Genomic DNA, 25,626 nt, shown 5'->3' with positions numbered 1-25,626 from the left:
CGGGTCCATCCGCGACCGGCTCTTCGCGCTTCCCGTCGACACCCGAGTCAACACCGGCCACGGTGACGGGACGCGCATCGGCGACGAAGCACCGCACCTCGAGGAGTGGATCGCCCGCGGCAGCTGAGCCCTCTGATATATCAAGGATGTCAGTAACTACTCGGTGGTAGCGGAGAATCGGCGCTGCGCACAGGCCCGTGGACCCCTGTGCGCACCGTCGAGCCGGGGTCACCTCGCACCGCACGAGCACGTCATTGCACATGCTAATCACCTGCTCAGCTGGTACAACGCGTAGTTTGTCCGCTTCCGGTTACGTCGTGTTTCGCAGGAGTGAAAAGTGCTGTCACCTATTGACACGCCCCTGTGTGAATGTTCACACTATTGTTGCGTTCAGTAAGACGTGTTCCGTATAGCGATACAGGAAGGATCTGGATGCTCAAGGTGTGCCCTTTGGCCGACCTCCCCGGCGGCGAAGCTCTACGCGTCGACACCACCCCACCAGTGGCGGTGTTCCACACCGAGGACGGTGAGCTGTTCGCGATCGACGACACCTGTACGCATCAGGACGCGTCACTCGCCGACGGCTGGCTGGAGGGATGCGCGGTCGAATGCCCGCTGCATGCGTCCACATTCGACCTGCGTACAGGAGCAGTCGATGCTCCGCCCGCGAAGCTCCCGGTGCGCACTCACACCGTTGTCGTCGACGACGGTGTGATCTACATCGAGCTGAGCACGGCGGCTCCCAATCTTCCGCCCGACGTTCGCAGCCGGCTGGCCGCCGAGGGACATTCATGAAGAGCGTCACCATCGTCGGAGCATCCCTGGCCGGTCTGTGCTCTGCCCGGGCACTGCGGGCCGCTGGGTTCGACGGCTCGGTCACCATCGTCGGCGCCGAGAGCCACCGCCCCTACGACCGCCCTCCCCTGTCGAAGGAATACCTCGCAGGCGACGTGGACGTGAGCACTCTCGCACTCGAGCCGGAGGACGAAAACCTCGATGCCACCTGGATTCTCGGCCGTACAGCCACGGCACTCGATCCATCGCGTCGAACCGTCACCCTCGACGACGGTGCCGAACTCACCTCCGACGGCGTCATCCTGGCCACCGGCTCGCGCGCGCGTTCGCTTCCCGGTACCGAGCACCTTGCGGGGGTGCACGTGTTGCGCACGATCGACGACGCCGATCGATTGCGGGTGGAGCTCGAGCCGGGAGCGAAGCTGGTGGTCATCGGAGCCGGCTTCATCGGAGCCGAAGTAGCCTCCACCGCACGGAAACTGGGCCTCGAGGTCACCGTCGTCGAAGCCGCCCCGTCACCGCTCGCCGGGCCACTCGGCGCGCGACTGGGTAGCGCGGTGGGCAATCTGCACCACGAGAACGGCACCACGTTGATCTGCGGCACCGCCGTCGACGGACTGACCGGCACCGACCGAGTGACCGGCGTTCGGCTCGCGGATGGCCGACTCCTCGACGCAGACGTCGTGGTTGTCGGCATCGGCGGCATTCCGAACATCGAGTGGCTCGGCACCAGCGGACTCGCACTCGGCAACGGAATCCTGTGCGACGGCGGCGGCGCGACCGCTGTGCCCGGAGTGGTCGCAGTCGGCGACTGCGCCGCGTGGCTCGATCCGAGCGGTTCTCATCGACGAGTCGAGCATTGGGCCGGTGCATCCGAACGCCCCACCGTCGCAGTGGCAACGCTGCTTGCGGGCAGCTACGGCGGCCAACACGTCAAACCCCCGTACTTCTGGTCCGATCAGTACGGTTCTCGCATTCAATTCGCCGGCACCGCAGGCCCGGACAGTGAATGCACCATCGAGGAAGGCTCGCCCGAGGTGGGCAGCTTTCTCGCCGTGTACCGATCCGACGGGTTTCCGGTCGGCGTACTCGGTGTCAATCAAGTCCGGTTGTTCACCCGCTGGCGCCGTCAGCTCTCGGCACCCGCTCGAACAGCCTGACACCACACTCGTTCCGGATGCACCACGTCGTATTACCCTATGCCAGTTGACGTCTCGTCACCGACCCACAAGGTCGGCCACGTACGGAGGACCCCTTGACCACCATTCCCGACACCACTGCCCCCGCAACCCCTCTCCCCCTGCCCGAAAGTTTGATCTCCACTCTCCCGGGTCGCTACTACACCGACCCGGCGATCTTCGAGCTCGAGCAGGAGAAGATCTTCGAAGAGCTGTGGATCTGCGCGGTTCGCGCCGCGGACCTGGACAAGCCAGGCGCTTTCCGGACCGTACAGATCGGCCGGGAAAGTGTGATCGTGACTCGGACGCGAACCGGTGCCATCAAGGCCTACCTCAACGTCTGCGCTCACCGCGGAGCGCGAATCTGTATGGAGGACAAGGGCGAGGTCAAGCGATCGTTCCAGTGCCCGTACCACGCCTGGACCTACGACCTCGACGGAAAGCTCATCGCCGCACCGAATCTCACCAAGATGCCCGACATCGACCGGGTTCGTTACGGTTTGTCGCCGGTGGCCGTCGAGGAATGGCTTGGATACGTCTGGGTCAACCTGAGCGACAACCCCGCATCCTTCGACACCACGGTGGTGCAGGACATCCGCGATCGACTCGGCGACGTCGAATCCATCGACCGTTACAAGATCGAGGATCTCGGCCTCGGCAGGCGGGTGAGCTACGACGTCAAGGCCAACTGGAAGCTCATCATCGAGAACTTCATGGAGTGTTACCACTGCGCCACCATCCACCCCGAGCTGACCGAGGTACTACCCGAGTTCGCCGACGGCTACGCCGCCCAGTACTACGTGGGCCACGGAGCCGAATTCGGAGAATCCGTAAGGGGATTCACGCTCGACGGCTCCGAGGGGCATGACGCCTTCCCCGGGATCGCACCCGAACAGGACCGGCGCTACTACGCCATCACCGTCCGACCGCAGGTGTTCGTCAACCTCGTCCCGGATCACGTCATCATCCATCGGATGTATCCGCTTGCCGCCGATCACACTCTGGTGGAATGCGATTGGCTGTATCTGCCCGGTGTCGTTGCCTCGGGGCGCGACCTGCAGCACTCGGTGGAATTGTTCCACCGCGTCAACCTGCAGGACTTCGAGGCGTGCGAACGCTGCCAGCCCGCCATGAGCTCACGGAAGTACCGTGACGGCGGTGTGCTGGTGGGTAGCGAACACCACATCGGCATCTTCCACGACTGGTTGAAGAATCGCATCGAGGGCTGATCGCCCCTGCCGCATTCTCGGTGCCGATAGACTCGGTGACCATGAGTGTCGAGGTCGCGTCGTCCAGCAACCCCGGACCGTCGGGGGTGCCGGGCGAACCGGCGGCGACCATGGCCGACGTCGCCTACTCGGCAGTTCGCGACAAGCTGATCAAGCTGGTGATCAAGCCGGGTGAAGCTGTCGTCGAATCGGCATTGTCCGCCGAGCTCGGCGTCGGCCGCACGCCCGTCCGGGAAGCGCTCAAACGCCTCGAGTACGAACGCCTCGTCATCTCGCACGCTCGGCGCGGCACTTTCGCGACATCGATCGACGTCGCCGACCTGGGCGACATCTCCGAGATCCGGCAGCGGCTCGAGCCGCTGGCCGCAGCCAAAGCCGCCACCGCGGCAACAGCAACTCAGCGCCAGGTTCTGTTGGGCATGGCCGACCGCACCGAGGCGTTCGAGGTTGCGTCACCCAGCCAACACGATCTGATCACGTGGGATGCGGAGGTGCATCGCACCGTCTACCGGCTGGCAGCGAATCCGGTTCTCGAAGATGCGTTGATCCGCTACAACAACTTGGCGTCGCGAATCTTCTGGCTGTTCATGGATCGGCTGCCCCCACTGGCCGACCATGTGGGTACTCACGCCGAGCTGTTGCGGGCCATTGCGGCCGGGGACTCGGAGAACGCCGCGACCATCGCCCGAGCGCACGTGACCGAGTTCGACGACGCCGTTCGGGCCGTCATCTAGACCTCGCCGCCCGAGGGGTCGTCCCACCCGGTGAATGTCCGGTTACGTATAGTCGCGAAGGTGGCAACCGACGATTCGACACGTGCCCCGGAGGGCGGCGTCCAATCCGTCGACCGCGCATTTCGAGTGCTCGAGGTCGTGGCACGGCTCGGAGAGGCAGGCGTGAGCGCCATCGCCACCGAGATCGGCGTACACAAGTCGACGGTGTCGCGGCTGCTCGCGTCACTCGAAGAACACGACATGGTGATGCAGACACACAACCGCGGCAAGTATCGGCTGAGCCTCGGGGTTCTTCGGCTCGCTGCCGCCGTACCGGAGCGCCTGGAGATCACCGAATACGGCCACGCCGTCTGCGAACGTCTCGCCGGAAAGCTCGGCGAGACAGTGAATATCGCTGTGCTGCGGGCGAATACGGCGGTGCACCTCGATCAGGCACGTGGACCCAGCTCGGTAGGAACCCACAACTGGATCGGAGAGCAAACTCCCCTGCACGCCACTGCGAGCGGCAAGGTGCTACTCGCCGCTCTGGACGGCGATACTCGGCAGACGGTGGTCGACTCTCTCGACCTCCATCGGTACACCGAACACACTCTCACCACCACGGCCGGCCTCGTCGCCGAACTCGACGCTGCCGATTCGCTCGGTTATGCCGTGGTGGTCGAGGAGTTCGAGACCGGACTCAATGCCATCGCTGCCCCGATCCTGGACTACACCGGAAAGACGACCGCGGCGCTCAGCGTCTCCGGTCCGGTGTATCGCTTCGACGAAAGCAGAATGCGGGCCATCGTCCCCGACGTACTGGCCGCCACAGCGGAGATCAGCGAGAAGATGGGCTATCGCGAGTCCTTCATTCCCTCTGCCTGAGCCGCCTCCGCGCACTCCACCACGTTCGTCAGCAGCATGGCCCGCGTCATCGGTCCGACGCCGCCGGTCGCTCCACTGAGCCGCCCCGCGATCTGCTCGACGCCGGGGTGCACGTCACCGAGAATGCCCTCGACGGTACGGGTGATTCCCACCGACAGCACCGTTGCCCCGGCACTGATCCAATCCGGTTGCACCAGATGCGCAACACCCGCCGCGGCGATGACAACATCGGCGGCCCGAGTGTGCGCGGCGGTGTCCACGGTTGCTTCGTGGCACATCGTCACCGTCGCGTGTTCGCTTCGCCGGGTGAGCATCAACCCGAGCGGGCGCCCGACCGTGATTCCGCACCCGATGATGCAGAAGCGTGCGCCGGTGATCGGAACATCATGGTGGCGAAGCAGTTCCACTATCCCGCGCGGCGTGCAGGGCAACGGTCCGTCCATGCCGAGCACGAGCCGACCCAGATTGGTCGGGTGCAGTCCGTCGGCGTCCTTGCGTGGATCGATCAGCTCGATCACCCGATGGGTGTCGATGTGCGGGGGAAGCGGCAACTGGACGATGAATCCGGTGCACTCGGGATCGTCGTTGAGGGCGTGCACGGCGTCTTCTATCTCGTGCTGACTCGCCGATGCAGGCAACCGCACCTGAATCGAATGCAGTCCCACCTCGGCGCAGTCGCGATGCTTGGCAGCGACGTAGGAACGACTTCCCGGATCGTCGCCCACCAGAATCGTGCCGAGACCGGGTCTGATCCCCCGCTGTGCGAGCCGTTCGACGCGGTGTCGCAGATCGTCTTTGACGATCGCGCTGACGGCCGTCCCGTCGATCTTGAGCGCTGTGGTCATGCTGTGGTTCCTCGGTTCGGCCGGCCGTTGCAGTGCTGATATATCAACTGTCGGTCAGGGTACGGCTTAGTTCGCCAACGGGTCAAGAGGCTGTGTGGGAGGGTCGAACCATGGAGCCCCTGCAACCGATGCGGCCGGTCGACGTGCAGCACGACGAGCGCGAGTCTGCACCTGTGTGGAAGGTGTGGTGCGCATACGCCGGGGGCCCGGCGCTGTACCTGGCTGCGATGTGGATCGATGGAGGTCAGAGGTGGGCCGCCACTGCCGGAGTCTGCATGCTCGCGATCGGAACCGCGCTCTCCATCGCTGCGGCGCGGCGGGTTTCACGGGAGAACGCGGGACGACGTATCCCGTGGATCGGATTCCCACCGGTCCGGCCGCGCAAGGTCGACTTACTGGAGAGTGTCGGCGCGTCGATGGCGTTGGCCGGTGCACTGTTGGCGGCAAACAACCTGTCGATTCCGTGGCCGATATCGCTGCCGATCATCGGCTTCGTCTTCATAGCGGTGCCGCTCTCGGCGCAGGCATGGCACAACTACCGGGTCCGGAGGAGCACCGCCGACTCCTGTTGAGAGCGGTATGGATGACGTGGTGGTCCAGGAGATCCAACGACAGTTATCGGCGCAGCATCGCCCACACTTCGGGGCCATCATCGGGGAGTTGCACAGACCCGGTCACCCGGAATCCCAACCCTGCATAGAAGTCGAGATTCGCTGTCGAGGACGTTTCCAGGTAGGCCGGGCTGCCTTCCTTGCGGGCCTGCAGGAGGCCGGGTTCGAGGACGGCGCGCCCCAAACCCTGCCCTTGCACGGATGGATCGACGCCTACCGTCGCCAACAGCCACACCGGCTCCGACGGCTTCAATGATTCGGTGGCTTCGTCTGCTCTTCGCGCGATATCGATGCGGTCACCATGCAGTTGCTCGATGTGTTCGGCGACCGACTCGAATGCTTCGCCTACGCCGACCGAGGATGGGGTGAGCCACACCGCAACGGCCGCAACGTCATCGGAGACCCATACTCGACCGCATTGCAAGCCGATCGAATCGAGATAGAAGCGCTGCAGTGATGCCACCCGCTGCTGGTGATCATCGGCAGCGACGGTGTGCCGAGTGAACGGATAGTCCGAGAAGGCGCGGCCGAGAGACTCGGCAGCGCGGTCCACGTCGGCCGGAACTGCCGGTCGGATTGCCTGCTTCGCATTCACATACGGGAACTCTAGTTCCAATCGGTCGAACGCGGTTGCAGGTGGACGCACGCGGCACCCACGCACACGTAGCGATCGACAGGCGGAACGTCAGTTCCTCGATCGTTCGACCAGCGCGGACACCGCTGCCCCGAAAACGAAGACGAGCGATGTCAGCAGGATGTTCAACCAGAGACCGTACCGGGCGTCGAATGTGAACTGTTGTGGCACAAGGTTTTCTAAGTTGTAGAGGTTGGACACCAGACTCGCGGCGACGGCCACGACTCCCACCCCGACCACTACGCGCGACTGCAGAGCAACGCCCCAGATCAACACGGCCGCCGACATCGTCGACAGCGGAAGAAGTCCGCGGATCGTCAGGTTGCCCGCGAAGAACAACAAGCCGCTGCGCATCAGCACGACTATTGCCGCACACAGTCCGACGCTGGCCACGAGCCACAGACGAACGTGCAGGCCGGTGCCCGATCTACGTTCACTCCACGTGCAGTAGAGAGCGACAGCCCCGATACACACCGGCAGTGCAATCAGCCAATACAGACCCGCTGCCGGTGATGCGAGGTGCGCAGATCCGCCGAACCACATCGGACTCGATACCGACTCCACCGAACCGAACGGCTGACGAACGTAGAACGGCAACGCGCCGATGAACGTCACCGCGATGAGCAACAGCGGGATGGACAACCGCGCGGTGACGTCGTGCAGTCGAGAATCGGCACCGACCCCGTCCGGCCGAGCGCGTTCGTTCGAGATTCTGCCCGGCCGATCACTCACGTGGCCCCCTCCGACGATGTCGCCAAACCTTATGCCCGGTTTGTTTCATTGTCCACCGTCTTCGGGATCAGCCGAACATCCCCTACGTAACGAAGAAGCCCCGAACCGCGTCGCTGCAGTTCGGGGCTTCTTCTTCTGTGCGCCCGAAGGGATTCGAACCCCTAACCTCTTGATCCGTAGTCAAGTGCTCTATCCGTTGAGCTACGGGCGCATGTTCAGTTGTGCCGGTTCCGGAGAACCGACGTGCCGATCCTTGCGGATCAGCGTGGCGGAGGCGAGAGGATTTGAACCTCCGGACCCGGTGAAGGGTCAAGTCATTAGCAGTGACTCCCATTCGGCCGCTCTGGCACGCCTCCTAGGCTGCCGGCCCTCTCGGACCGCCGAGGAAAGAGATTACACACGGCTGAGGCCAGAAGGCAAAACGGCTGGTCGACGCCTTCGGTTCGCACGGCGTTCGCGTAAAAGATGCTTGTTGCTCGTCACCGCATGAAGCTGTCGAACCAATCGAAGATGCGGGTCTGCGCATCGACCAGAGCGGCCTCGGCGGGATCTGTGTGGTCGCTGCTGCCCGGTTGTTCCTTCGGATGGTCGGCTCGATGCTTCACACCGGAATAGCTGACGACGTTGGTGGCCACTGAGGCGCGCGTGGCGGCGTCGCGGAGGGCTTCGATGTGATCGGGTGGGGTGTGCGGGTCGTCCTCGCCGTAGAGACCGAGCCAGGGCGCCTGCAGTCGGGGTACGGCCTCGACCAACGCAACCGCGTCGGAATTGAGCGGTTCCACGATGCCCGCTGCAGCGACACTGACCGCCGCGCCGACCGGTCGACTGGTGGCCACGATGAGCGCTGCCGTTCCTGCGTCGTCGAATCCGATGACCCCGACACAATCGGGGTAGACGCCGCGTTTGACGAGCCAGTCGGCGGTGGCGTCGAAGTCCGCGAAAAGGTCGTCTCCGAAGACCTCCTTGTCGTCCCCGTGGCCTCGATGGAACAGGTTGGGCGCGACGGCCAGCCAACCTTCGAGAGCGAGTGCGCGCAGCAGGTCGAGCAGAGACTCGGGCACCTCACGCGCCTCGTGCAGCACGACGATTCCGCCGCGAGGTGGACCATCGGGTTCGACGGCCGTCAACGGAACCTTCTCCTGTGGTGGTGACTCGTGCGCGGACGTATCCACCACGTCGTCTGCGCCGAATGTGGGCGCGGGGGCGGAACGAAGGACTGCGGCGTCGCTGAAGATTCCCGACATACTTACCGAAGATAGGACGATCGGTCCGGTCATGCACAGCAATATCACGGACGCGTAGAAGTCAACCCCGAACCTGGGCGCATAATGGCAGCCGTGAACGCGCACATCCGCCCCGACCTCGACGCAATCCCCGCTTACATTCCCGGCCGTAGCTTTCCGGGGGCAATCAAGCTGGCGAGCAACGAAACGACGCAGGGCCCGCTCCCCAGCGTGCATGCAGCGATCGCCGAGGCCGTCGGGGGCGTCAACCGCTACCCGGACATCCGGGCGACGGCACTCGTCGAATCCTTGGCGAAGAAGCTCGGAGTTGCGACGGAAAATGTAGCCGCCGGTAACGGTTCGGTTGCACTGTGCCAGGAGGTCGTTCAGATTACCTGTGGCCCCGGCGACGAGGTGCTGTTCGCGTGGCGTTCGTTCGAGGCCTACCCGATCATCACGCGCGTTGCGGGCGCGACGCCCGTGCAGGTTCCGCTGACCGCAGACCACGTGCACGATCTCGACGCGATGCTCGCCGCCATCACCGACCGCACTCGCCTGATCTTCGTGTGCAACCCCAACAACCCGACCGGCACCGTCGTCCAACGCGACAGGCTCGAGGCGTTCCTCGACGCGGTGCCGTCGAACATCCTCGTCGTATTGGACGAGGCCTACTTCGAGTACACCCGTCCCGCTGCCGACGGCGATCACGTCGACGGCGTGGAACTCGCCCGTGGACGACGCAACGTGATCGTGTTGCGGACGTTCTCGAAGGCCTACGGACTCGCGGGCCTGCGGGTGGGCTACGCGGTAGCCGATCCCGAGGTGATCACGGCACTGTCCAAGGTGCGGATTGCGTTTGCCGTCAGCACGATTGCCCAGCAGGCGGCAGTGGCGTCGTTGGAAGCATCCGCGGAGCTGCTTGCCCGCACCGATGCGCTCATCGCAGAACGCGATCGCGTCCGCGACGCGCTGGTCGGCGGCGGGTTCGACGTCGGCGCGTCGCAGTCCAACTTCGTCTGGCTGCCGCTGGCCGAGCGCTCCGGTGACTTCGCTGCTGCGGCGGCGGAACAGGGTGTACTGCTGCGCGCCTACGGAAACGACGGCGTGCGGGTCACCATCGGCGACCCGCACGAGAACGACGCATTTCTGAAGTGTGCTCTACAGGCCTAGCGCACGTTCGAGCGTCGGCCAGGATTCACGCAGATCGTCCTGCCAATACGGCCAGCCGTGAATTCCGTAGGGGCGATAGACGGTTGTCGCAGGGATGTCCAACGCGCGCAGTCTCGTATCGAACACTGTCGTGCAATACAGCGCGGCGGCCTCGAGCGGACCGCCCATGAGCGCACTCTCGACTCCGCTGCCTCCGGGGCCGAGTTCGTAGGGGCCGGGCAAACCTGTACCGACGGAGATGTAGACGTCTTTGCCGCGGAGGGCCTCGGCGTTGCGTGACGGGTCGTGCTCGACCCACTTGGGATCGGTGTTCTCGCCCCACATGTTGGAGGCGTTTCCGCCGTTGGTTGCGACGGTAGCGCGCACCGCGTCCTTGAAGTTGGTCTGCGAATTGTCGTAGCAACCGCTCAGGCCGGCGACGCCGGTGTAGAGATCGGGATGTCGTGTGATCAGGTCCATCGCGGCCTGGGCACCCATCGACACACCGGAGATCGCGTTGGTGCCGTTACCCGAGAAGCGCGCATCGATCAGCGGCGGCAACTCCGACGTCAGGAACGTCTCCCACTTGTTGACGCCGAGGACCGGATCCGGCACGTTCCAGTCCGTGTAGTAACTGCTCGATCCACCGACCGGGAGAACCACGTTGACCTGCTTGTCCGCGAAGAAGTCGACGATGTCGGTCTTCTGCGTCCAGGTGCTCTCCTGGTAGTCGGATTCCTTGCCTGCGCTGACACCGTCGAGCATGTACAGCGTGGGACGAGACATCGCCTGCGCGGCCGGCAGAAGAACTTGAACCTGAATGGTGCGGCCCATCGCGGGCGACTCGACCCACACCGCTGCACGACGATCGGTCAACATATCGACTCGATCGATGCGCGCCGACGCCATCGGCTGAGACTGGGCTTGCATGCCGGGCACCGCACCGCCACCGTCGGAACTGCCGGTACCGGGAAGCGGCTGCGCCCCGGCGAGACCCGACCCCAGCAGCGACACTGCCAAAGCAGTCCCCGCTACTGCCAACACTCGACGGTGCATCAGATTGCCCATCCTCCCCCAGCGCACCCTCACGGGTCGCAACACGAACCACATCCGTTACTCAACGTACCCACCGATATGCGCGCACGCCAAAGCTGTGGGTTCGCTCACAATAGCCGCGAGAAGGCGGGTACAAAAGTCCGCGTGATCCTTTGTTACATGTACTGAAGAAAGAACGGTCTACCTGGTCGGATGTCCTCGGTGCCACGCACGCTCGGAGGGCACTCGATGTGACATTCGGTGGCCTTTTCGGGGGTCGATGTCACATCGAGTGGACCTCTGGGTTGAGAGTCAGCCGCGTCCGGTCTCGCCCTGCAACTTGTCGATCATTTCCGACGCCTGTGCCTTGTTCAGACCCTCGGGAACTTCCTCGCCCGCTTCCTGCGCAAGTGTGCTCAGGTAGCTCTTCTGTGGGCCGGTCATCGGCTCGTCGCCGGTGACCCAATCGTCGGGATCCTTCTCGGGGTTCTGGTTGACCTGCTCGCTCTCGCTCATACGTTCGTAAATACGCCGAATGGGCGGGTTCCAAACACACTCGCCCTTCAGGTGGCGCGGACGTCGGTCGTACGAATGACTTGATTGACAGTTCAATAATCTCCCGGCAATGATCCAGATCACACTCCCCTCGATTGGAACCCAATGAAGACGAAGAACCTGCTGTTCAAGATCGGCATCTCGAGCGTAATTGCGGCGGCAGCCGTGGTCGCCGCCCCGGCCGTCGCCTCAGCCGATCCGATCACCGATTTCCTGTGCGGAGCTGGCTCGGCTCAGTTCTGCATCCTGCCGCCGCCGCCCGCCTTTGCACCCCCGCCTGCGCCGCAGGGTGCACCCGCGCCGCAGCAGCAGGGCGCGCCCGCCCCCGCACCTCGGCCCAGCGGATTCCAGTACAAGAACTGCGATGCTGCGCGTGACGCCGGGGCGGCTCCTGTCTACCGAGACGAGTACGGCTACGGCCCCCACCTCGACCGCGACGACGACGGCATCGGCTGCGAGTAGCGAACTCGCACTTATGTGGGCAGATCCCTCGGAATTGTCCGCATAAGTGCGATCTCGACGGGCGATACGCTCACTCGGTGAGACGTCGCCAGCAACCGCCCCTGGCGAAGCGGCACGGTCTCGATCCCGCTCGAATCCGGATGCCCGAGGACGGCACGTGGCGCACTGTTCGTGACTTCCTCGCCGCGTCAGAGTCACGAATTCCTCCGCAGAGGATCGACGCAATGCTGGACGCCGGCGAAGTCGTCGACATGGCGGGCCCCATCGCACCGGACGCACCGTATGTTCCCGGCGAGGCAGTCTGGTTCCACCGCGATCTGCCATCGGAAACCGTTGTGCCGTTCGATATCTCGATCGTGCACCGCGACGAAGCACTGCTGGTTATCGACAAGCCGCACTTCCTGCCGACCATCCCCCGCGGCGGGCACATCCTGCAGACCGCATTGGTACGACTGCGTCTCGAACTGGATCTTCCCCAACTGGTGCCCGCTCACCGCCTCGATCGCGTCACCGCAGGGCTGGTTCTGCTCGTCGTCGACCCGACACTGCGCGGCGCGTATCAAACGCTCTTCCAGGATCGACAGGTCCGCAAGGAGTACGAGGCAATCGCGCCCTACGACCCGTCACTCGCACTGCCGACCGTCGTTCGCAGTCGAATCGTCTCGGAGAAGGGGCAATTCACCGCCCGCGAGGTGGACGGAGAAGCCAACGCGCACACGACCGTCGAACTTCTCGACCATCGGCACGGACTCGGTCGCTATTGTCTGACCCCGTTGACCGGCCGCACTCACCAACTGCGCTTGCACATGAGCTCGTTGGGCGTTCCAATCCTGGGTGATGACCTCTATCCGACGGCAAGCGGACGAGCCGTCGACGATTTCACGAATCCACTCCAATTACTCGCCAGTGCAATCGAATTCACTGACCCGATCTCGAAGTCGATGCGACGCTTCCAGACCGGACTGAGCCTGGGTAGTTGGGCATCGGATGGCACGTCGTAAGACCCGACTCCGCTCGACTACTCGGGATTTCGATGACGCTCGGACTTCACCAGCTCCTTCGTGCGCACCAGGCGCAGCGCGGTGACCAACACGACGCCCCCGATGATGTTGAACAGCACCGTATATCCGAACCACTCGATCCAGGCGACATAGCTCACGTCCGCTCCTGCGTGGATGGCACCGAAAATCAGCAGGGAGTCGAGAATAGAGTGGAACAACTGCAATCCGGCCAGCAGGAACCCTGCCGCCATGGCGGCGATGATCCGCGCGACGTCGGAGGTTGTTCCCTGCTGCATGCGAGTCAGCAATGTCATCGTGCTGCCGCCCAGAACAGCCAGGCAGATCGACTGAAGATTCAGCGGTGCGTCGACGAAATGATGCGCCGCCTCGGACAACACCTCGAGCCACTGCGGAAACGCGTGCGCGATCAACCACATCACCACCCAACCGCCCAGCAAATTCGCCAGCAGCGTCCCGATCCACAGCCTTGCCAGCTGCAGAGGTGTGCCGTCGCGGGCCACCACCGCTGCGATCGGCATCAGAAAATCCTCGGTGAACAACTCACCATGGGCGAGATAGATGGCCACCAGGCCGATACCGAACGCCAGGCCGGCCAACAGATGACTGTCGGTCTCGTCCAACACCGCGAGATAGGCCATCACACCAAGAGCAACTTCGAGTCCGCCGAAGAATCCGGTGATCAGGACTGTGCGTACGGTGCGGTGCAATCGCTCGGCACCTTCGGAGACGACAGCGTCGAAACTTTCCTCGAGTTCCTCTTCCAGAGGTCCATCGTTGTCGCCGTCCCTGCGCCGCGCTTCTTCGCTCATTCGCAGGTAGTACCCAATGAACCGAGATCGATACCAGTCAGTCCGGAATCCTGTGTTCGAGTCCTACCGGCCCGACGAGTGCTTATGGACGATCGGCGCTGACGAAGACCGCGCCGGCCAGATGTCGATCGAGTAGGACTCGACAGGTCCGTCGCCGTCCACTACCAAGTCGTAGTTCGAGCTTCTTCCACTGGCACTGACACGAACCCGATGAAGCTCTGGACCAGAGGGAGTCAGGCCTTCCCGTCCTCCTGGTATCCAATTCTCGAACGCCATACCCGCTGACAGGCGAATGCCTCCGGCCTTGGTCCGCAGGTCTCCCTCGTCGATGTCTTCCCATGAGTGGAGATCCAGATCAGGTTCACCTCGCACCATCCTCAGCTCGACGCTCACGAAACCACCTGAGATCCCTGTGCTGATCAGCGCTCCTCCGTCACCGAAGTACACAAAGCCCGGGACACCCTCAGGAGGCCAGATCAAGTCCAGGGAAACTTGCTGAGCCAATCGCATCTGGCCGTCCGAGACTCGAACTGTCTCAATATGTCTCACCGATCGATTGTTCCATCCATCGGGTGCACGCGAGGGCTGTGGCGCATCCCAGGGAAAGCGACATGGATGCTACTCGGCCACCAGGGCAAACAAAACCGGCCCACCCTTGCGGGTGGACCGGGTTCGAGCAACGAACACGTGGCGGAAGCGGAGGGATTTGAACCCTTTGAACCACCGACGTGAAACCTCTAGATTGGCGCTGAGCAGGGTTTTGAGGTGATCGCAGATGGCTTGGGATCACCGGTTTTTACGGGTGTTTGTGGGCACAAAGTGGGCACACGCTAAACCCATCATGCCCGTCTAGCGCGGTCTAGCTACCCTGATGCGGCGCTACGGTCTGCCGATCCCCGGCAAGAACTCGAACCTCCCTACACTCGTCTTGAGCTGTTCGCGCGCTGCCTGTGGTTCGAGGGATCGACGCAGCACCGCCTGGTCGAGAACGAATAGCTGTCGCGTGTCGACCACCAGTCCGTTCTGCTCCGCGAAGGCATTCACGTCGTCGTCCTGCCCCCTCAGTACGACGCGCCGAACAGACGGGTTTGTGCCGCGAAATTGATTGACGACGTACCAAGTCGCGTCCGGCAACTTCTGCTCAGTCTGTACATAGAGGGTAGTAAACCGACTTGCTTTCAGGATGTCCGCAGTTGTCGCACCTTTGTCATGACCTTTCACTTCACAGAGCGCGATCCAATCGCCGTCGCGGACGCGAAGGTCTTCCCTTTTTTCTCGCCGGCCTGCGGCGTCGACGTCTTCGACTTCGAATCCGAGCCGTTCCAAAGCTGCCGCTACTTGTACGACCAACCCGTCGCCAGTTTCGGTTAGCAGCAAACGCTCCTCAGCGTCTACGCGTTGACGCAAGGCGGCACGTTCGGCTGCTGACTCTTGTATCTCTGCTTCCAAACGCGCAAATGTCTCTTGTGCGTTCTGTTCGAGCAACCGGTGGCTTTCGTCTGCGGCCACCTCCTCAGCGGTCATCCACTGCTCGTTATCTACCCAGTCCGGAGTCGTCGGGAACACCTCAGGCAAGTCGCGCGACCATTCGGCGAACGCTGCCTCCAACCAGACCCCCAGGTCGGGCACAACCTCAGGTACGTACCAACATTCGTGAAGACCACGAACCGGCTGGTAGATTGCCGCGATTGCCCGACCGTCTAGATCTGTGAGCAAAGGAGTGAAACGCACTCCTAGCTTATGGTTCAGGAACCCTTCCCGGGGTGGTGACGAACCCAGTACAGCTGGTACGAGCTCGCGCTTGACTAGTTCACGCAGATTTTTCGCTAGATTCTCGCCCATCTGCACCTCTTCGCCGACAATTGTGACCGCATCCAACGCCTCCGAATGGGTAAAGGTCACGGGGTTCGAATTACCGACCGGTATACCCCCTGCCTGGAAAACCCTTAGATGGTCTGTGTCAGCTGTGTCTAGGTCGAACGAGCCAATCGTTACAAGGGCGTCCCAACTTGCCCAGCGGAGTGTCCGATCCCATGCATCGAGATACTTGACGCGGCCCGCTAGTCGCTCGATAACTGCAGCAGCTTCGTGCGAGTCGTCCAAGCCGTGGACCAACACACGCGGACGTTCTGCGTCGCCATAAATTGTCACGGCACGACGGTATCGGGTTGACACAGATTACGGCGTTGCAGCAGGGCCCAGTAAGCCCAATATTCTTCTTACTCGGCCCCCGCGCGCTAGTCGTGCCTGAAACGATTGTTCTCGGACCGAACCCCATTAGATTGAAGGCGCGAACATGAGCAATACGTCTGAGCAGCCGAAACATCACTGGATTCCGGCCGTCCACCTCGCCCGGTTCTCGGAGGATGACTCCGAGAAGCGTCCTAGGGACAGACTGCTGTGGGTCAACGAGCGAGAACGTCGAGCGCCTTTCGAGAGATCGGCAAAGGCGTTGGGGTACGAGCGCGGCCTGTACACGATGGGCGATGAGCTAGGCGTTGACATCGGCGACCCCGGAGTTTTGGACAACACCTTCAACCTGTACGAACGGAGGTTGACCGCGACGTTAGACGCAGTCGGGGACTCACAAGGAGCGATTGATTTCGAGATGTGGATGACCGTTCTGCTTCCGTTCATCGCAGGCCTCACCGTGCGGCATCCCTCATTCGTCGACAACAGCGACGCGCAGGCGTTACCGCAGATGTCTCGCTGGATTGAGATGAGTAGGGCCATCGCTCCCCTCATGGCGGCCGAATGGCAACTACTTGAAGCCAGTGGAGATACGCCTTTCATCACCTCGGACCGGGGTTTTTGCGTTACACACCATACGAGTACCGGCCGGGCTGGGATGATCGTCCCGATCGCTCCGAACCTCGCTCTGGTCATCTTTGCTCAATCCCGGCGTTTACTAGCATTCCGGCAATCTTCCGATCGACGCGGGTGGCTAACCCCCCTTCCACGCGATCAGCGAGATGCCATCTTTGTGTCCGAAGTTAACAGCCATGTGTCAGCCACGGCGTCGAGGTGGGTTGCGAGTGGTCGGAGAGAATCTGTGGTTGACCTCGAACGCGGCCCTGGGACCACTGGACCTGTACTCGGATACGGGTGGCCATACCGCGGCTCGCTAGGGGCGCATGACCATGCATGGGACGCAGCTCTCGACATGGCCGAGATTGATCGCAAGCCTGGTACCTGGGCACCGCTAGGCATCTATTCCTCAATGAATCCCGGCGTAAGTCGCCGCGACCTAGACGGCGGTTCAGTACTGACTTTTGATCTGGACCTGCCGGTCGACTGAGACCCAACTTGCGATCCTGCGACTGAAGCGGCGGCGTTGTCATCTACTCCGAGCGTTCCCTCTCTTGTTTCATTAACGACCGTATTCGGTACGACTCCTCGCCTGTAGGCACTGCAACGCCCCACCAGGCCCTTCCCAGTCCCAAAACTCATGTACTTTTCCGGTGTTTCATATTCCCTAAACAGGATGAGTTTTGTAACATGAAGTCATGTCCGAGACACTGGGTTACGCGCGAGTTTCCACATCCGAGCAAACGAGTGTGGGTCAGGAGGACGCACTGCGTGACGCGGGCTGCTACCGCGTGTGGACCGATGTCGCTAGCGGAGCGACAACCGCCCGCCCACAGCTCGACGCGCTGCTCGACGCGCTCCGCCCCGGTGACACTCTTGCCGTGTGGCGATTGGACCGCCTCGGACGCTCTCTACCCCACCTGCTCGAAACTGTAGATGCACTGCAACAGCGAGGAGTGGGCTTCAAATCGCTCACCGAGTCGATCGACACCACCACTTCGGGCGGCCGACTTATCTTCTCGATCTTCGGCGCGCTCGCGGAGTTCGAGCGCAACCTGATCCGGGAACGGACAAACATCGGGCTGAAAGCTGCCCGCGAGCGTGGACGCACAGGAGGACGGCCACCGAAGCTCACGCCGGTCAAACTCCAGCAAGCAGTACGGATGCGAGCAGACGGATTGGACTTGAACGAAATCGCTGGTGTCCTCGGCGTCAGCCGCACCACGCTGTACCGGCACCTGCCGGCCGCCCAGACCGCCCAATAACTCTGCTGCGGCGGAGCAGTTTTGGTCAACACTCGCGTCCTGACCGACGCGCAGATTTACGAAAGAGTCAGAACACCAAGCCGTGACCCGACCGGCGATTGCGCAGACCGGCACAGTCGAGCAGATTAAGGACATGGACGACGCACCGCTGTTTGGGCTCTGGAGATCATGCCAGCACTTCGCAGAGGCGGGCTCAATCCCCGACGCGGTTTCACAGTCCGAGGATGTCCTACTCAACGCAGCACCGACGCTCCCCCGGCACGACGCAAAACAGCAGTTCCTCGCCACACGTGCCGCTCGATCGCAGAACTGGGTCGCAATAGCATTCGTGAAAGACGGAGCAGTACGGCCGACATCATCGAACCAACTCAGAAAATATGATTCCGTACGTAAGGACACGAGCACCTGGTCGAACGACGGGTACACAGCCCTCGAAGCCATCGACCATCCGCAGTTCACACGCGATCTCGACGCTCCCGCCGCACAAGCCAGCGAAACACCTCAAACTCTCCTCGAAAACCTGGCGCACTTGAAGGTCGACAGTCCTAACAACACCTCGCTCCCCTTGATGCCGAAGGCAGAGCTGGTCCCGCTCGAACAACGGCTGGCCGACCACTTCGAGGTGCCTCCATCGGTTGACGATGTCTATGAGCGACGAGAGGCTGCGCTGCAGGGCCGATACTGCGCCTTGCTCGAAGCTGAAGGACACGAAGTGCGCCGCCACAAGATCCCCGTCCATGGCAGTCTCCACCCGATGTACACCGACTTGTTCGACGCAACAACCGGCGAGCTTGTGGAGGTCAAAGCACTTGCCGACAGATCGACTGTTCGCCTCGGACTTGGTCAGCTCTTGGACTACGGCCGCTTCGTGGACCACGTCGGGTGCGCGCTATTGCTTCCGTCGAGACCGGGCCAGGATCTGATTGATCTGTTGCACCTTTATCGCGTGTCAGCCATCTGGGAAGAGCAGGAAGGCGTGTTCGTCCGGTGCGACGTCAACGAGGCGGACTGACGAAGTAACACCGGAATCGTGAACGCCGCCCTTCTGCGCAGTGCGAATCGCCCAGTCGTGCCGGCTAACGCGGCAGCAATGTGCTCGACGTCGGCGGACGGTGTCGACACACCGCTACGTCACGTCGACAGCAACCGGTCCCCGCAAACTCGCAGCAAAGCATTGACGAAGTGACTCGTCAGCAGATTCGAGACCTTACCGGTCAAGAGTCGAGAACCGGTCTCAGGCTCAGGCGTAGTGCGACACGCGGAGGCCGATGGCCAGTGATCACCAAAGTTGATGGTGAAGGCAGGATGATCACGAGCAAAGACCGGTATGAGCGGATTGGGGTTCGGCGTGGGTTCTGTGCACGAGGTCATCGAGGCGTTCAGAATGGCCCCGTCAAATTCCGAACGTGGAACCAAATTCGAGCAGCTGATGGTCCGCTATTTCCAGCTCGACCCTTTGCTAGTACAGGAATATGACCAGGTATGGCGCTGGATGGACTGGCCAGAGCGCGCAGGGAAACCGGACACCGGGATCGACCTCGTAGCTCGAAACCGTGACACCGGCGAACTGACCGCCATCCAGTGCAAGTTTTACGAACCCACTCACACCCTGGCTAAGGGTGATATCGATTCTTTCTTCACCGCCTCAGGTAAGAACCCCTTCACCAACCGGGTGATCATCTCGACCACCGACCGATGGGGATCGAACGCTGAAGCCGCGCTTGAGAACCAGCAGATTCCCGTTCAGCGCATCGGTCTCGCCGAAATCGCCGATTCACCCATCGACTGGGACGTCGCGTGGCCGCAAGGCAACCTGACGATCGATCTCAGCGCAGCGAAACGGCACGACCCCCGCCCGCACCAGCAGGACGCAATCGATGCTGTGTTCGCCGGCTATTCTGCGGGCAATGACCGCGGCAAGCTGATCATGGCCTGTGGAACCGGCAAAACGTTCACCGCCCTGAAGATCGCCGAGCGCACCGCAGGCGAGACCGGTGGTCATGCACGAATCCTGTTCGCGGTCCCCTCGATTTCATTGTTGTCGCAGACGCTGAGGGAGTGGACAGCGCAGACCCAACTTCCACTTCGTGCATTCGCTGTGTGCTCGGACAACAAGGTGTCCCGGTCGGCGGAGGACTTCAACATTCACGACGTGTCGATCCCGGTGACCACCGACCCGATGAAGCTTGCCGGGGAGATGGCACACCGCAAGCGCGCCAAGGGCCTGACGGTCGTCTTCACCACCTATCAGTCCCTCCCAGTCGTCGCCGAAGCCCAGGGCCTCGGTGTCGACCCGTTCGATCTGGTGATCTGCGACGAAGCGCACCGCACCACCGGCGTAACACTGTTCGGCGAGGACGACTCGAACTTCGTCCGCGTCCACGACGCTGACTTTCTGAAGGCCGACCGCCGGCTGTACATGACTGCTACCCCACGGCTATTCGACGACAAGGTCAGGGACAAGGCAGAGGCGCACTCGGCAGAGGTGACATCGATGGACGACGAAGCCAAGTACGGCCCGGAGTTCCATCGCCTATCATTCGGCGATGCCGTCGAACGCGGCTTGTTGACCGACTACAAGGTCATCGTGCTGACCGTCGACGAGGGACTGATCGCCTCACCGATGCAGAAACAGCTCGCCGGGGAGTTCAGCGAGCTCCGCCTCGACGACGCCTCCAAGATCGTCGGTTGCTGGAACGGCCTCGCCAAACGAGCCGGGCGCACCACCGACGGGGGCGGATTCGCAGTCGGCGAGGCTCCGATGAAGCGGGCAGTCGCGTTCGCCAAAGACATCGCCGCGTCCAAGCAGGTCGCCGAGGTCTTCCCAAACGTCATCGACGCCTACCGCGAACTCCTCGACAACACCGAGAACGACGGCGAACAAGTGGACTCAAGCAACCGAAACCTGACGTGCTCGGTCCACCATGTCGACGGCACCTTCAACGCGCTCCAACGCAACGAACAACTTTCCTGGCTCAAAGCACCGATCCCCGAGGGCGAATGCCGCATCCTCACCAACGCACGATGCCTCTCCGAGGGCGTCGATGTCCCGGCCCTTGATGCAGTGATGTTCCTGAACCCCCGCAACTCTGTCGTTGATGTCGTCCAGTCCGTCGGCCGCGTAATGCGCAAGTCCGAGGGCAAGGACTATGGGTACATCATCCTTCCCGTCGCGGTGCCCGCCGGGGTGTCACCCTCGCAAGCATTGTCGGACAATCAGCGGTTCAAGGTGGTTTGGCAGGTCCTTAACGCCCTGCGAGCCCACGACGACCGATTCAACGCCATGGTCAACTCCATCGCGCTCAACGCCAACTCGCCGAAGAAGACCGGCAAGGGAACCGACCGGCTGCTCGGTGGACATATAGGTCCGACGAGCGACGGCGACGAGTCCATCTCTGACGGCACCCCCACCGACGAAGAGAAGCTTGGCGGTGATGAGACGTCCGGCGATGGCGCTATGGCCACGCAGATGGCGCTGTTCTCGTTGTCCGAGTGGCAGGAGGCGATCGTCGCGAAGATCGTCGACAAAGTCGGCACCCGTGTCTATTGGGAGCAATGGGCGGGCGACGTCGCGGACATCGCCAATGCGCAGATCACCCGTATCAACGCACTTCTCGGTGGAGCGTCGCCAGCGGTGGCCGAGCAGTTCGGCAAGTTTCTTCAGGGACTACGTGACAATCTGAACGATTCGATTTCCCGCGAAGATGCGATCAGCATGCTCAGTCAGCACCTGATCACCAAGCCAGTGTTCGACGCGTTGTTCGCCGGCCACGATTTCGCCGCGCACAACCCAGTGTCGATCGTCATGCAGTCGATGGTCGACGCGCTCGGCGACACCGGACTCGAAGCCGAAGCATCAGGGTTGGAGAAGTTCTACGATTCGGTCCGCGTCCGAGCATCCGAAGTAAGCAGCGCTGAAGGCAAGCAGCAGGTCATCGCCGAGCTCTACGAGCGGTTCTTCCGCATCGCGTTCCGCAAGCAATCCGAGGCCCTGGGGATCGTCTACACGCCCACCGAAATCGTCGACTTCATCCTTTACGCCGCCGATCACGTATCGAAGGAATCTTTCGGACGCGGCCTCACCGACGAGGGCGTCCACATCCTCGACCCGTTCACAGGTACAGGGACGTTCATCACCAGACTGATGCAATCAGGACTGATCCTCCCTGGCGACCTCGCACGCAAGTACGCAAACGAGTTGCACGCCAACGAGATCATGTTGCTCGCGTACTACATCGCCGCTGTCAATATTGAGTCCACGTTCCACGCATTGACCACTTCCAACGGTGCAGAGGGCCAGTATGTTCCGTTCGAAGGAATTGTGCTGGCCGACACTTTCCAGATCACCGAAGACGGTGACTCCATGGATGCCATCATGTTCCCGCAGAACAATTCACGTATTGAAAAGCAGTTGGCCGCACCGATCAACGTGATCGTCGGCAACCCACCGTACTCAGTTGGACAATCCAGTGCGAACGATCTGAATGCAAATATCAAGTACCCCACCCTCGACGGGCGTATCGAGAAAACCTACGTGAAGAGGTCTACGGCCCAGCTCAAGAACAGTCTGTACGACTCGTACTACCGCGCTTACAGGTGGGCAACCGACCGTCTCGGTGACGCTGGCATCGTTGCCTTCGTTTCAAACGGTGGCTGGATCGACGGCAACACCGCCAGCGGCGTTCGCCTGTCCTTCGCCGACGAATACGCCAAGTTGTATGTCTACAACCTTCGGGGCAACCAGCGGACCGCCGGTGAATTGTCCAAAAAAGAAGGCGGCAAGGTCTTCGGCAGCGGCAGTCGTTCAACCATCGCAATCTTCATTGGGGTAAAAAACGCGGCAAACACCGGGCCTTGTGAGGTCCATTATCGAGACATTGGTGACTATCTCACGCGAGAAGACAAACTGCGCATCATCGACGCAGACAAGCTGAACACGGTCGACTGGCAACCGATCATCCCCGATAAGCATGGCGATTGGACCAGCCAGCGAGACGAGACGTTCGGGACCTGGCCCGTGCTCGGTCGTAAATCTCCGGCCGACCAAGCTGTGTTCAAAACGTACTCGTCGGGATTTAAGACTGGCCGAGACGCTTGGGTTTACAACTGGTCCCGCGAGACGCTTAGGTCTTCGGTGCATGAGTTGGTCGAGCAATACCGAACCGTCGCCAGCTTGCTATCTAGTCAATCGGGAGGAGGGCTGACCTCAGATGCGTTCATAGATGCGCACCCGGAACTGACTGGGCCCGGCAAAATATCGTGGAATCGGCCTCTGCGAGCCCACCTCACCCGAAACAGGACGATAGATTGGGCTGGCGAAAATGTCCGCATCGGCGCATACAGGCCTTTCGTCCCGCAATGGAGCTACTTCGACGCCAGAACAAGCGATGCCATTGGGCAACTGCCCGCTATGTTCCCGACACCGCACCACCAGAATCTGGGTTTCTATGTGGTCGGCACAGGCTCGGACAAACCGTTCTCAGTCATCGCTTGCAGCACGATTCCCGACCTGTCGTTCTGGGGCTCAGGGAGCGGCCAATTCTTCCCTCGGTGGACCTATATATCAAGCACAACCAATACGAATCGCACCGAACTGGACTTCGACCTCGCCGCCAGCGGGTCCCAGGAGGACGAGCACGGCTACCAACGAATCGACAACATCACCGATGAAATTCTTGAGACCTATCAAGGTGCACTTGGCGACTCAGTTACCAAAGACCAGATCTTCTACTCCGTTTACTCCGAACTGCACCTCCCTAGCTACCGCACGACCTACGCAGCCGACTTGAAGAGAATGCTGCCGCACATACCAATTCCAAACTCCATCGAGCGGCTCAACCAGCTTGCCGATGCCGGCGAGCGGCTTGCGAACCTTCACATCGATTACGAATCCGTCATGCCGTATCCGCTTTCGGTAGACCTGAAGCCGGGAACTGACATTGCCGATCGCGAGACCTGGCGCGTCCAGAAGATGAAGTGGCGGACCAGGGCCGACCGCACCGCCATCGTCTACAACCCTAAGGTCACGATCACTGGTATCCCCGCCGAGGCGGAGCAATATTTTCTCGGTTCGCGTTCCGCTCTCGGTTGGATCATCGATCGTTATCAGGTGAAGACCGACAAAGCGTCTGGCATTGTCAATGATCCCAACGACTGGTGCGACGAACAGGACGACCCAACCTACATCGTCGAACTGATCAAGAAGGTCACTACTGTAGCAACGGAGACGATGCGCATTGTCGAGGCTCTTGAGGCGTAACGGACGTTCGCACTGAACATTTCCCGCGGTGGTGTTGAGTAATTCCGGCGAACTACACGTTCGCAACTGTAAGTAGCCCAACGGAACCAAAGCCTTGCCACTTCGTAGCTCAGCCCGGAGTCCATTTGACCCATATTTGACCTTCTCGTTGAATCGATTTCATCGGCGAGGATGACTCATCAGCCGGTCGCGCGGCAATCACACACAACGTGGGCGCAACAGGGTGGGACCCTACTGGACCTAAAGTTATTCGTACCTAACACCGACAGAGACACTTCCTGAACGAGCGATTTCGTACTTTGGTCTCGAACAACGCGGAGAATTGTTCCCCGTGTTCCCCGCAACACAAGACGGGTCCCAAAACCGTACGGGGAACACGGGTCAGCGATGCAAAGCTAATTCAGTCACTCAGCTCGGCCGGTGGGGACAGGGTCCATCTCGTGGTGCCGTCTCGGTTCTGTCCTCCGTCGTTCTCAACGAGCCAGCCGAGCGATCTCAAGGCCGGAGCATTTCGCTTGAGTACTCCTGTTACCGCTCGCGGGTTTTTAGGCCAAGATAGCGGTGGCCGCCACGAAGTGTCCTCTGGCTCAGATCGCACAAGCAACTCGGCAGCAGTACCGCTGAATGTCTCCGTGATCAGCCGTCGAATGCGTTCGAGAAACGGGTCGGCTGACAGGGTGTCCTGAGCCATCAGGCTCGCTCGGCCAAGGTACCTGTTCAGTCCCTGCGTACCGCAGATCTCGTCGACCACCGCGAGAACTCGCGCAAAGTCAGCCATGCGCGGGTGCTGCTCTAACCGAATAGTTCGGAGACGCATCTGTACAGCGGCCGCCAAATTGAGAAGTGCTCCGAAGATAGCTGGCCGCTCCGTCTCCCAGAGCTTCTGAAGTTCTGCCTCGCTTCTGCGCCGATCACTAGAAATACGAAGCAACTCCACACTCACAAGGCGCTCAGCCAGATCGCCCCGGTGCGCTCCGACATCGATGCCGTTCGCGATGACACAGCGCCTGAACTGGACTACGGAGAGCCCGTCGTCGGTATAGAGCGCGCGCTTCACGTCGCCGTCACCCGTCGACGCACGACAGAGGGAGTCGGATAGCCACTCCGGCACCCTCGATAGATTGTCGAGTGCGACTACCCAGGATGCCGACGCCGTCAAGATCCATGTATCGACGTCGCGCGGAGTCTTCTTGAGGGGCACAGGCGAGGGGTCTAAGAGGTCAACCAACTGCCGGGTAGCAGTTGATTTTCCCGATCCCTGCTCCGCGAATAGCGCCAGGATCGGATGGGGTGACGGCGCTCAGTGAAAGTTGCCAGATCTGATCTCTGAAAGTGCTCACCCGTGTGGCTCCGCCAATGAGGGCGGGCCTCCTCCGATGCTGATGGTCTCTGACCACACACCAGCGTCCCGAAGGAG

21 protein-coding genes, 2 tRNA genes and 1 pseudogene are annotated in these 25,626 nt (G+C 61.7%); 14 read left to right on the top strand and 10 right to left on the bottom strand.

All coding sequences use genetic code 11. The features are described from left to right. The 6 genes and pseudogenes from MTX34_RS25145 to MTX34_RS25120 all read left to right on the top strand — a co-directional run. Nucleotides 1–127 (top strand): annotated as a pseudogene (locus MTX34_RS25145) (MBL fold metallo-hydrolase); the annotation flags it as partial. Nucleotides 128–432: 305 nt separating this feature from the next. After that, nucleotides 433–795, top strand: a complete 363-nt coding sequence (locus MTX34_RS25140; protein ID WP_243611173.1) for a bifunctional 3-phenylpropionate/cinnamic acid dioxygenase ferredoxin subunit — start codon at nt 433–435, stop codon at nt 793–795. After that, on the top strand, nt 792–1,955 hold the full coding sequence (locus MTX34_RS25135) for an NAD(P)/FAD-dependent oxidoreductase (RefSeq protein ID WP_243611172.1): 1,164 nt from the start codon (nt 792–794) through the stop codon (nt 1,953–1,955). Before MTX34_RS25140 ends, MTX34_RS25135 begins: the two co-directional genes overlap by 4 nt. A gap of 95 nt (nt 1,956–2,050) precedes the next feature. Then, nucleotides 2,051–3,202, top strand: a complete 1,152-nt coding sequence (locus tag MTX34_RS25130; protein ID WP_243611171.1) for an aromatic ring-hydroxylating dioxygenase subunit alpha — start codon at nt 2,051–2,053, stop codon at nt 3,200–3,202. 41 nt (nt 3,203–3,243) lie between these two features. Continuing rightward, the gene (locus MTX34_RS25125) at nt 3,244–3,936 is read left to right on the top strand and encodes a GntR family transcriptional regulator (RefSeq protein WP_243611170.1); all 693 of its coding nucleotides are present in this window, start codon (nt 3,244–3,246) and stop codon (nt 3,934–3,936) included. 60 nt (nt 3,937–3,996) lie between these two features. Next, nucleotides 3,997–4,800, top strand: coding sequence for an IclR family transcriptional regulator (locus MTX34_RS25120; protein WP_243611169.1), 804 nt, complete (start codon nt 3,997–3,999; stop codon nt 4,798–4,800). Here MTX34_RS25120 and MTX34_RS25115 read toward each other — a convergent pair. Further along, nucleotides 4,770–5,645: a bifunctional methylenetetrahydrofolate dehydrogenase/methenyltetrahydrofolate cyclohydrolase gene (locus MTX34_RS25115; RefSeq protein ID WP_243611168.1), complete on the bottom strand. Its 876-nt coding sequence runs from the start codon at nt 5,643–5,645 to the stop codon at nt 4,770–4,772. The genes MTX34_RS25120 and MTX34_RS25115 overlap by 31 nt on opposite strands. 110 nt (nt 5,646–5,755) lie before the next feature. On the opposite strand from MTX34_RS25115, the gene MTX34_RS25110 reads away from it, so the two are divergent. Beyond that, complete coding sequence (locus MTX34_RS25110; protein ID WP_243611167.1) at nt 5,756–6,217, top strand: hypothetical protein; 462 nt, start codon at nt 5,756–5,758, stop codon at nt 6,215–6,217. Nucleotides 6,218–6,260: 43 nt separating this feature from the next. Here the strand turns inward: MTX34_RS25110 and MTX34_RS25105 are convergent, their stop codons facing one another. From MTX34_RS25105 to MTX34_RS25085, 5 genes are all read right to left on the bottom strand, one after another. Continuing rightward, complete coding sequence (locus MTX34_RS25105; protein ID WP_243611166.1) at nt 6,261–6,851, bottom strand: GNAT family N-acetyltransferase; 591 nt, start codon at nt 6,849–6,851, stop codon at nt 6,261–6,263. 90 nt (nt 6,852–6,941) lie between these two features. Then, nucleotides 6,942–7,622 carry a hypothetical protein gene (locus MTX34_RS25100; protein WP_243611165.1) on the bottom strand — a complete coding sequence of 227 codons (681 nt, stop codon included), beginning with the start codon at nt 7,620–7,622 and terminating at the stop codon, nt 6,942–6,944. 138 nt (nt 7,623–7,760) lie between these two features. After that, nucleotides 7,761–7,833, bottom strand: a tRNA-Arg gene (locus MTX34_RS25095). A gap of 55 nt (nt 7,834–7,888) precedes the next feature. After that, a tRNA-Ser gene (locus MTX34_RS25090) sits at nt 7,889–7,978 on the bottom strand. A 123-nt stretch (nt 7,979–8,101) separates the two neighbouring features. After that, complete coding sequence (locus tag MTX34_RS25085) at nt 8,102–8,866, bottom strand: dienelactone hydrolase family protein (protein WP_243597425.1); 765 nt, start codon at nt 8,864–8,866, stop codon at nt 8,102–8,104. Between the two features lie 84 nt (nt 8,867–8,950). On the opposite strand from MTX34_RS25085, the gene hisC reads away from it, so the two are divergent. Further along, a complete protein-coding gene (gene hisC / locus MTX34_RS25080) occupies nt 8,951–10,015 on the top strand; it encodes a histidinol-phosphate transaminase (protein WP_279393668.1) in 1,065 nt (354 codons plus the stop codon). Here hisC and MTX34_RS25075 read toward each other — a convergent pair. Both MTX34_RS25075 and MTX34_RS25070 read right to left on the bottom strand, forming a co-directional pair. Continuing rightward, complete coding sequence (locus MTX34_RS25075; protein ID WP_243597430.1) at nt 10,004–11,050, bottom strand: alpha/beta hydrolase family protein; 1,047 nt, start codon at nt 11,048–11,050, stop codon at nt 10,004–10,006. The two genes, hisC and MTX34_RS25075, sit on opposite strands and share 12 nt — an antisense overlap. Before the next feature lie 291 nt (nt 11,051–11,341). Beyond that, nucleotides 11,342–11,545, bottom strand: a complete 204-nt coding sequence (locus tag MTX34_RS25070; RefSeq protein ID WP_243597423.1) for a DUF3072 domain-containing protein — start codon at nt 11,543–11,545, stop codon at nt 11,342–11,344. A 144-nt stretch (nt 11,546–11,689) separates the two neighbouring features. Here MTX34_RS25070 and MTX34_RS25065 point away from each other — a divergent pair, with 144 nt between their 5' ends. Together MTX34_RS25065 and MTX34_RS25060 are read left to right on the top strand one after the other, a co-directional pair. After that, nucleotides 11,690–12,046, top strand: coding sequence for an excalibur calcium-binding domain-containing protein (locus tag MTX34_RS25065; protein WP_243597422.1), 357 nt, complete (start codon nt 11,690–11,692; stop codon nt 12,044–12,046). Between the two features lie 77 nt (nt 12,047–12,123). Then, complete coding sequence (locus MTX34_RS25060; RefSeq protein WP_243597421.1) at nt 12,124–13,047, top strand: RluA family pseudouridine synthase; 924 nt, start codon at nt 12,124–12,126, stop codon at nt 13,045–13,047. 17 nt (nt 13,048–13,064) lie between these two features. On the opposite strand, the gene MTX34_RS25055 is transcribed toward MTX34_RS25060, so the two are convergent. Together MTX34_RS25055 and MTX34_RS25050 are read right to left on the bottom strand one after the other, a co-directional pair. Next, the gene (locus MTX34_RS25055) at nt 13,065–13,877 is read right to left on the bottom strand and encodes a formate/nitrite transporter family protein (protein WP_243597420.1); all 813 of its coding nucleotides are present in this window, start codon (nt 13,875–13,877) and stop codon (nt 13,065–13,067) included. Between the two features lie 879 nt (nt 13,878–14,756). Further along, the gene (locus tag MTX34_RS25050) at nt 14,757–16,028 is read right to left on the bottom strand and encodes a hypothetical protein (protein WP_243611164.1); all 1,272 of its coding nucleotides are present in this window, start codon (nt 16,026–16,028) and stop codon (nt 14,757–14,759) included. Nucleotides 16,029–16,173: 145 nt separating this feature from the next. Here MTX34_RS25050 and MTX34_RS25045 point away from each other — a divergent pair, with 145 nt between their 5' ends. From MTX34_RS25045 to MTX34_RS25030, 4 genes are all read left to right on the top strand, one after another. Next, on the top strand, nt 16,174–17,175 hold the full coding sequence (locus MTX34_RS25045) for a DUF4238 domain-containing protein (RefSeq protein ID WP_243611163.1): 1,002 nt from the start codon (nt 16,174–16,176) through the stop codon (nt 17,173–17,175). Between the two features lie 208 nt (nt 17,176–17,383). Continuing rightward, on the top strand, nt 17,384–17,950 hold the full coding sequence (locus tag MTX34_RS25040) for a recombinase family protein (RefSeq protein ID WP_243611162.1): 567 nt from the start codon (nt 17,384–17,386) through the stop codon (nt 17,948–17,950). Between the two features lie 133 nt (nt 17,951–18,083). After that, nucleotides 18,084–18,962: a hypothetical protein gene (locus tag MTX34_RS25035; protein WP_243611161.1), complete on the top strand. Its 879-nt coding sequence runs from the start codon at nt 18,084–18,086 to the stop codon at nt 18,960–18,962. Between the two features lie 336 nt (nt 18,963–19,298). Then, on the top strand, nt 19,299–24,209 hold the full coding sequence (locus tag MTX34_RS25030) for a DEAD/DEAH box helicase (protein ID WP_243611174.1): 4,911 nt from the start codon (nt 19,299–19,301) through the stop codon (nt 24,207–24,209). Nucleotides 24,210–25,626 lie beyond the last annotated feature (1,417 nt).

This window comes from Rhodococcus sp. ARC_M5, from assembly GCF_022810405.1.
In the GTDB taxonomy this organism is placed as follows: domain Bacteria; phylum Actinomycetota; class Actinomycetes; order Mycobacteriales; family Mycobacteriaceae; genus Rhodococcoides; species Rhodococcoides navarretei.
The sequence above is the reverse complement of the archived record's forward strand: the minus strand, read 5'-3'. Positions and strand labels throughout refer to the sequence as shown.